Below are 8,711 nucleotides of genomic sequence, written 5' to 3'. Positions count from 1 at the left end.
GGCTGAAAGCAGGATGGGATGAAAAATACCTGTCAACACTTTTACAGGACAGCGCATTTTAATGCGTCGGCCCTGTTGGTTCAGGAAGAGTGCCTATAAAACAATATGTTTTCTTAGCAAATTCCTTCTTATTTCGATCTATTTTATCTTTTAAATAAATCTCTTTAATTTCAGCCGCAACTTTATCATCAAAATTAGGCTTATCACACAAAAGAAAAACTATATATGAACTTAGATTGGTAATAAGACACTCATTACCACTAATATCATATACACATTTTTTCTGTTCATATTTTGGCACATTGGATTCATCTATTCCATTTATGAGTTTATTTATTATTTCTACGTCATCATCCTTTATATGAAACTCTTCCCCCTTTATATTATAATGGCATTCATCAACTTTCCAAGCTTCCAACCAACATGCGAACATACTTCGGATTTCAAATATTACATCATTTACAGGCACTGATTTATTATTAATGAGATATGATTCCTTTTGAAACTTATATTTACTAATTGATACATCTCTTTTATTGATTATATCTTCTACAAGAGGAATGAGTTCTTCTTCAAAAGCCAACTCTGTATTTTCAATTTCATAGTAACAAGTACCATTCTTTTGAGTTTTTCGATGTATAGGCAATGAATCCAGAAATTCAGTTATTTCAGTTATAAGTTTAGTTATTGGTCTATTCTCACCAGTAATAGAATAACTTGATTTACCCGAGTTATAATTTTCAAGGACTACATCCTTTCCCTGTTCAACAATATCCCTTACTATTGGAATTAAATCCATGTCACCTTCATTGGTGAAAGGAACTTCATTACCATTGATTTTATAAAGGTTTTCACTTATCTTTTCAAAAGTACCTTTTTTAAGTTTATTCTCATTTTCCATAATAGTATTAATTTAAGTAATTACAATAAAAAACAGCATCCGTTTTTTCCGAATGCTGCCTCAAATATATGAAATTTTGTTAAGCTATACTCCTAATATGTTCACAAAGTTCTTTCAATTGTGTCGGATTCATTTTATCTAGCTTTTCTATGATATCAGACTTATATTGGTGAGTATTCCATTTTTCCATTTGCATCTTCTGTGTTTCGTCTGCTACTTCTATATACGGCTTCATACTTTCATAATCTGCGTGTCCGGTACAACTCATCACAACAGTCGGGGATATACCTAAAGCTAAGGAACAGCAAACGAAAGTTCTACGTCCATCGTGACAGCTTATCGTTTCATAAAACTTATGGATTTCTTCATGCCGTTGCGTACCTATAAAGTAGGTTTCAACTATCTCTCTATCTAAACCAGCCAACTCGGCAGCTTCTTTCAGGTAATCATTAAGTTTCTGATTCGAAGCAACAGGGAATATTGTACCGTTCTTGGAGTGATACCATGAATATTTATCTATAATCTTTTGAGCATTTTCTATTATAGGAACAGTAATTCTATCATTCGTTTTTTGAGTATACATCTCAATATTCCCATTTGAAATATGCGCTCTCTTTAATGCGCTTAAATCAGAATAACGTAAAGATGTAAATGCCATAAAGCAAAACATATCTCTAGCTCTATCTAAATACTCTTTGCTTTTAGGAAATTGGAAAGATGCAAAATGGAGTAATTCTTTATATTTCAGAAAAGTCACTTCCTTTTTAGTCACAGTTAAGTTTACCTTATAGCTGAGTACTCCTTGCTCTACCGGATAACCATTGGCATCAATCCATCTAAGAAAAGACTTTAATATTCTGAATTGTTTTACAGTGGTGCGGTTACGATATCCATTTTTTACATACCATTTTTTAAGTTCTGTCATCTTATTCTTATCAAGTGTTGCTAGAGATATGTTGGGATCACAGCTGTTTAAATGATTCCATGCTTGAACATATTTATGATGTACAGACTCACTCCAGCTTCTTTCTGTAGAGCAAACTTCTAAAAATTCATTGAAAATTTCACGAAAAGACTTTTCCCGCTCTATTAGCCCATCTGGTACAGCCTCTTTTTTTATTCGTCCCAGCTTCTCATTAACCAGTTCTTTCAATTCACTTTTAGTTGGCAACTGAGAATTTAAACTATACTCTGTAAAAGACTCCTCAATGCACTCTACAAATTGAGAAATACGATTGTTAATATCTCTAGCTACCATTGTCTTTCTACCAACTTTATGAGTAGTATTATACCTAGCTCTTTGATTCTCTTTATCCCATTTGTCTGGATCGGCATTACAGCCAACTGAAAAACCAACTTCGCCATCTCGATTATTCCATCTAACTCGGATCATAACCTGATTGTTCTTGTGTAGGAAGGTTCTACAGCTGTGATTGATTTCTATCATACGTATTATATTTATGAGTTATTTTTCTGCGAATATAGAAATAAAAATCGTGGGGAGTAAGCCCTAATTCCTACTCCCCCCTTTTTTGAGCGTACAAAATTCTATGTGCTATAAAAAGATATGATTAGTTATGTATGTTGTTGATATATAGTAGTATATACGTTCAGGTCAAAGCTGCTATGATCAAAGAAACAATCCCTCCAGCTCCACACAAAAAAAGAAACCACTCTTTTAAGGGTGGTTTCTTTTTTTATGTTCATCCAACAAATATGTGGTTATCAAAAAAGTAAGTACAAGATTTATTAAAAAAGAGATGTAAGATAGTATATGAATATTTATTCTTGTGTAATCGCTTGATTTATAGCTAATATATATACCCTGTTTTAAGATATACAAGAGTGTACACCTATGTGAGTGTTAATTGTACACTCTTGCCATACTATATTGTACACTCTTGATAAACTAAAATGTACACTCTTGTAAGGTAAATCCAAAGTGTTAAAAAACACATTAACACTATTAGCAAAATGAGTGTTTGTTGAATGAACCTTTTTTGTGTATATGATAGATGATAATTATTATCCTTTCTCTTTCAGAATCACATCATGTGCGCCACCTTCGGTAATGCTTGTTGATGAAACCATGGTGATCTTGGCATTTTGTTGCAATTCCGGGATATTGACAGCACCACAACTACACATGGTAGCTCTGATTTTACCCAGAGTTACAGCAAGGTTGTCTTTCATCTTGCCTGCATAAGGTACGTAACTGTCTACACCCTCTTCGAACTTCAATGACTCTGTTCCACCCATATCATACCGTTGCCAGTTTTGTGCACGATTGGAACCTTCACCCCAGTATTCTTTTACATAACTGTTTTTGATACATAACTTTTTAGTAGGAGATTCGTCAAAACGGGCAAAATAACGTCCCATCATCAGGAAGTCAGCTCCCATAGCCAAAGCAAGCACCATATGATAGTCCTGTACCAGGCCACCATCACTGCAAATAGGTACATAGATACCCGTTTGAGCTTTGTATTCGTCACGTGCTTTGGCTACATCCTGCAAAGCGGTTGCCTGTCCACGTCCAATACCTTTCTGTTCGCGGGTGATACAGATAGAACCTCCGCCAATGCCTACTTTTATGAAATCGGCTCCGGCTTCTACCAGGTAACGGAACCCTTCTTTATCAACAACATTACCGGCACCAACCAGTACCTTGTTACCATATTTTGTTTTGATCCATTTCAGTGTTTCATACTGCCATTCCGAGTAACCATCTGAAGAGTCAATACAAAGTACATCTACACCGGCTTCTATCAGAGCAGGAACACGTTCCATATAGTCACGGGTATTGATTCCGGCGCCTACCAATAGTTTCTTATCCGGGCTGGATACTTCATTGGGATTCTCTTTATGGCTGTCATAGTCTTTACGGAAGACGAAATAAGCCAGATGTTGTTCTTTATCAATGATAGGAAGGGTGTTGAGTTTATGATCCCAGATTATCTGATTGGCTTCACTTAGTGTAAGCCCTACTTCACCTACAATCAGTTTTTCAAAAGGAGTCATGAAATCTTTGATCTTTTTGTCGCGTGCATCTCTTGATATGCGATAGTCACGGCTGGTAACGAGTCCTAATAGTTTGCCATTCGGGGTACCATCGTCTGTAATACCAATAGTAGAATGCCCTGTTTGTGCAAGCAGGCGGAGTACATCGTCCAACGTATGTTCCGGTGTCAGGTTTGAATCGCTTGTGACAAAACCAGCCTTAAACTTTTTCACTTTTCGCACCATCTCTGCCTGGCTGGCAATGGGTTGTGAACCAAAGATAAAAGAAAGGCCTCCGTTACGTGCCAATTCAATAGCCAGTTCAGGGCCGGATACAGATTGCATGATTGCTGAAACAAAAGGGATATTCAATTCGATTGCCGATTGTGCACCCACATTGTGTTTTACCAACGGTGTTCTCAATGAAACATTAGAGGGTACACACTGCTTGGTAGTAAGACCGGGAATAAGTAAGTATTCACCAAAAGTTCTGGAAACTTCTTCTACGTAGATTGCCATAAGAATTTTTATTTTTATGGCATGCAAAATTACTCATTTTTTTGAGATTCAAAGGTATGGGAGAACTTTTTTTATTTTTATATCTGTTTTCTTGTCGTGAATGCTTCACTCTTCTATGCATCATTTTCTCTTTTCTTGATCTTTATATTGTTCTTTTAGTTTGTATAATTACTCTTTTCCTTTCTATTTTTCAATATTAGCGGAGTCTGCTAAACAATTTGAATGTGTAATTCGTTGTTATATCAGTCGGATTGATTTTGTACGTTTCCCTCATCTCCATTATACTCAATGTCTGATCAATAAGATTGATATAAGAATATAAATAGTATTTCGTTTGTTTAATTCCTATACCATGAAGGGGCAGGATTTGAATCGTGAAGGAGCACGTAAAATAAGATCACCTACTCACGCTGTGAATAGGGCAGCATTACTTCTTTCTAAAGTCTGCTGAATAGTTTCTGATTTTTACAAACTACTTTCTTTCAATTTAAATTTTATAAAAAATGAAATATGCATTATTTATTGTTATAATGATGTATGGCTTAGTGTGTAATGCCGGCATCTGTAAACACGTATCAGGAAATGGAGAAACAGATAACCGGTCTATTTTCCGAATTCAGCAAGACGTGTGCGGATACATGTGGTTTTTGACTTATAACGGGATAAATCGCTATGATGGCACTTCTTTGAAACACTATGATTTACAGGCTGATAATGACTCGATTGACTTTTATTCAGTTAATAGCGAACTTTTTATTGATAGTAAAAAAGAATTGTGGGTGCTTACGCGAGATGGTTATTTGTTATCCTATAACAGGAGCTGTGACCGTTTTGAAGGTTATTCTGACTTTCGAAAGCATATGGAAGGAACGTTTATGTTTCTAACTCTTGATAGTTTGGATAATTTTTGGTTTTGTAGCAAAGATGAATTGTATGTCTGCTATTTACCTACCAAGGCCGTACGTCGGATACAGCACCCTTTTGGGTATATAACAGGAATATTGCCTGTGGGGAATAGTCAGTATTATCTCAGCTCTGATCGGGGTGTTTTTTCTTTTTCTTTGTTGGATGAGAGTATTACAAATATTTCTCAGGAACTGTCGGGAGGACACTGTAAGCAGATATATAATCTGTTTTACTCTCCCAAGTGGCATAATCTTGTCATTGTTGACCGGTCGCAAGGGATAAATATTTTTGATTGCGATAATAATGAACTACTCTGTTCTCATAAAAGCTGGAAGGATCTTCGGGTAAATAACCTGAAGTTATTGGGAGAGGATAATCTTCTGATTGCTACCGATGGAGTAGGGGTTTTTCAAATGAATATGGAGAATTATCAGATCACTCCTTTTCTCGATACTGATATTGGAAAAGAAATGGGTATCCGCAGTAATCGAATTGCCGATTTGTATGTGGATGAATACCAACGCCTATGGGTTGCTGATTTTCCGGATGGAATAACGATGTATACGCCACCTGGTCAGGAAAGATATAAATGGTTCAGGCACATTGAAGGAAATAATCAATCGCTGCTTAATGACAGGGTAAATGCTGTGCTGAGGGATTCGGAAGGGCATATTTGGTTTGCTACCGATAAGGGAGTTTGTTGTTATTCTCCTGAGACTCATCAGTGGCAGGAGCTGACATCAAACTTACCTTGTAAGTTATACACCTCTCTTTGTGAATTGCCTTCGGGAGATATTTGTGTGGCCAACTATATGCATGGATTATTTCTGATTCGTAAAGATGAAATGGAAATAGGGGATAAATTTGCTGATGCAATATCTGCCAATGTAGTTTTTCCAAAAGACGATACTTATGTATGGATAGGTACTGACTGTGGGTTATATTTACTAAATGGGAAAACTCAGGAATGGAAAAGGATTAAATTGCCTGTGTCTTCACAACCTTTTATCCGTTCACTCTATCAGGATGAATATGGAAAGCTTTATGTTGGTACAGGGGGGAAGGGGTTATTAATTATAAATCAGGAAGAGGATCAGACTGAAATTTATGCCAGTGAATACATTCGTGACATTTCTTTGATTGTACCGGATGGAGATTGTATGTTGATAGGAACCGGAAAAGAACTTTATAATTTTAATCCGGCGAATAAGGAATTTCATTTATTATTGGGAGGAATTGACAATCTTACTTCCGGAAGTTCTTTGAGGGACGGAATTTTAATGTTGGGCACCTCTATGGGAGCATTCCGGTTTGATAAACAGGCATCATTTTCGTTGAATGGTATTCATCCATATCTGTATTTGGATAATTTTAGTATTTTACATCAGCTGATTACTACTACCACGAAGAATACTCCCCTAAACCATGCTCTGAATTATACGAAAGTGTTGAATTTGGGTTATGATCAAAATACATTCTCATTTACAGCTGCTACTATAAATTATGATGCGTCTGAATTGATTCTGTATTCATGGAAATTAAATAACCGGAAGTGGACTCCACCTACCCGAAAAAATCTTATTTCTTTTTCCAATCTTACTCCGGGAGAACATCTGGTGTCTGTGCGGGCAGTATCCGCGCAGAATGGTAATCCGATTTCACAAAGAAATATGCGGGTCATCATACATCCCCCCTTGTGGCAAACGAGAGGGGCTTTTTTATGCTATGGCATATTGATCGTGTTATTGGGATTTCTGTTTGTTTATGTTTGGTTGGTATGGAGACAGAGAAACTTATCCAGGGAAACAGTGAAAGTCTTTGTTAGTGCCGCCCGTGATGTGTGCATGCCATTGACATTGATTAAAAATCCATTGGAAAATCTATGTCGGCAGTATTCTTCGGATACTCTTAAAAATATTTTGCAACAGATCAAAGGTATTGATAGTATGTTTACTAATTTAGTTACTGTTGGGCGTATAACTTCTCATCCCCGACGGCTCTCTTTACTCGAAACAGAGTTGAATACTTACTTGGGTGAAACAATAGAATCCATATCTTCTTCTGTAAAGCAGAAAAAAATAAAATTGCATTGGGAAGGAACCCCCGGTTTTGCACATGTTTGGATTGATAAAGAAAAGATGACGGCCATATTACAGGGGCTATTAGAAATGATAGTTGATTGTATGAATGAGGGAGAAAGTATCGAAATAGTTACTGTATATACTTTGCGAAACTGGAAAATTAAATTAGAATTTACAGATAATGACTGTGTTAAAAAAAAATGCTATATCACAAAAAAGGGAAGGAAACTTACTCATTTGGCGTAATAAGTTGGTTGCTAATCCGTAGATTAATACAATTACATAAAGGAAAAATTCTTTTCTGTTCAAACAAAAATAAAAAAGCATCTGTCATTCTCACTTTCCCTATCGTTTTCAGAAAATTCTCAAGTGTGCAGGATTCATTGTCAGTTACTTCATTATTCAGAACTTCATTTTCTACTTATAAAAAACATCCGGATGAGGAGGCTTTTTTGTTGAGAGACACCGTTTGCGGGAAGTTTTCAGAAAGAGAAAATCGAGAGAAGCATTCTATCCTGTTGGTGGAAGAAAATCGAGAATTCAGTTCATTCTTAATACAGGTGTTATCAGAAGAATACAATGTTTATACGGTATCTAAAGCAGAGTCGATCTGTGATGTAATACGTAAAGAACGACCGGAGGTTGTACTTTTGGCTGAGGCTTTTGATATGATTTCGGGAGAAAAACTTTGTCTTCAAATAAAATCAGATGTGAAAACTGCTCATATTCCTGTTATTCTATTCAAAGATCCTGTGAATGTGGGAGATGATTCTCAAAGAGTGGCAGATTGTTGTTTGGCGTTGCCTCTCGATATATCTCGCCTGCGGGTAGAGATAAACAACTTAATATTTAATCGCCGGATTATAAGAAAAAGATATATAACATTGGTACTTGGTGGTAAAGATGAGGCTAAATCCGATCTTGAAGATGCTTTCTCCGGAGATGAACAAAATTTTCTTGATAAAGTACGGAGGCTCGTGGAGGAGAATCTTTCCAATCCCGATTTTAATGTGGATATGCTTAGTGCTGAAATGAATATGAGCCGGTCCGGTTTTTATACCAGAATCAAATCGATCACTCATCAGGCACCGGCCGACTACATTCGTACGGTGAAGCTGAATAAAGCGTTGATTCTATTGATGAGTAAAAAATATACGGTAGCCGAGGTAGCAGATCTTACAGGTTTTAGTGATCCGAAATACTTCCGGGAGGTTTTTAAGAAGTATTACGGGGAATCGCCCAAAAAGTTTGTGAATAGTTTATAACCGGAGGTTAGTGAAATGAAAATCCGTGTAAATCCTATT

Annotated in this window: 5 protein-coding genes; 2 read left to right on the top strand and 3 right to left on the bottom strand. The window is 36.3% G+C overall.

Going from position 1 to position 8,711, the window contains the following annotated elements:
- Positions 1 to 58 precede the first annotated feature (58 nt).
- The 3 genes from ACESQI_RS07630 to ACESQI_RS07620 form a co-directional block, all read right to left on the bottom strand.
- Positions 59 to 901, bottom strand: a complete 843-nt coding sequence (locus tag ACESQI_RS07630) for a hypothetical protein (RefSeq protein WP_373125658.1) — start codon at positions 899 to 901, stop codon at positions 59 to 61.
- A gap of 79 nt (positions 902 to 980) precedes the next feature.
- Entirely contained in the window at positions 981 to 2,348 is a 1,368-nt protein-coding gene (locus ACESQI_RS07625; protein WP_234138360.1) for a site-specific integrase, read from the bottom strand.
- 578 nt (positions 2,349 to 2,926) lie between these two features.
- Entirely contained in the window at positions 2,927 to 4,420 is a 1,494-nt protein-coding gene (locus ACESQI_RS07620) for an IMP dehydrogenase (protein WP_002559699.1), read from the bottom strand.
- 503 nt (positions 4,421 to 4,923) lie between these two features.
- Between ACESQI_RS07620 and ACESQI_RS07615 the strand changes: the two genes are divergently transcribed.
- Together ACESQI_RS07615 and ACESQI_RS07610 are read left to right on the top strand one after the other, a co-directional pair.
- Positions 4,924 to 7,653 (top strand): two-component regulator propeller domain-containing protein, encoded by a 2,730-nt coding sequence (locus ACESQI_RS07615; protein WP_007484483.1) that lies wholly within the window; start codon positions 4,924 to 4,926, stop codon positions 7,651 to 7,653.
- Positions 7,608 to 8,672 (top strand): DNA-binding response regulator, encoded by a 1,065-nt coding sequence (locus tag ACESQI_RS07610; protein ID WP_002559701.1) that lies wholly within the window; start codon positions 7,608 to 7,610, stop codon positions 8,670 to 8,672. The genes ACESQI_RS07615 and ACESQI_RS07610 overlap by 46 nt, the downstream gene beginning before the upstream one ends.
- Positions 8,673 to 8,711: the final 39 nt, after the last annotated feature.

Origin of the sequence: Bacteroides sp. HPS0048 (assembly GCF_964240755.1) — a bacterium.
Taxonomy (GTDB): Bacteria; Bacteroidota; Bacteroidia; order Bacteroidales; family Bacteroidaceae; genus Bacteroides; species Bacteroides nordii.
Note: the sequence above shows the minus strand (reverse complement) of the source record. Positions and strands in the feature narration are given on the sequence as shown.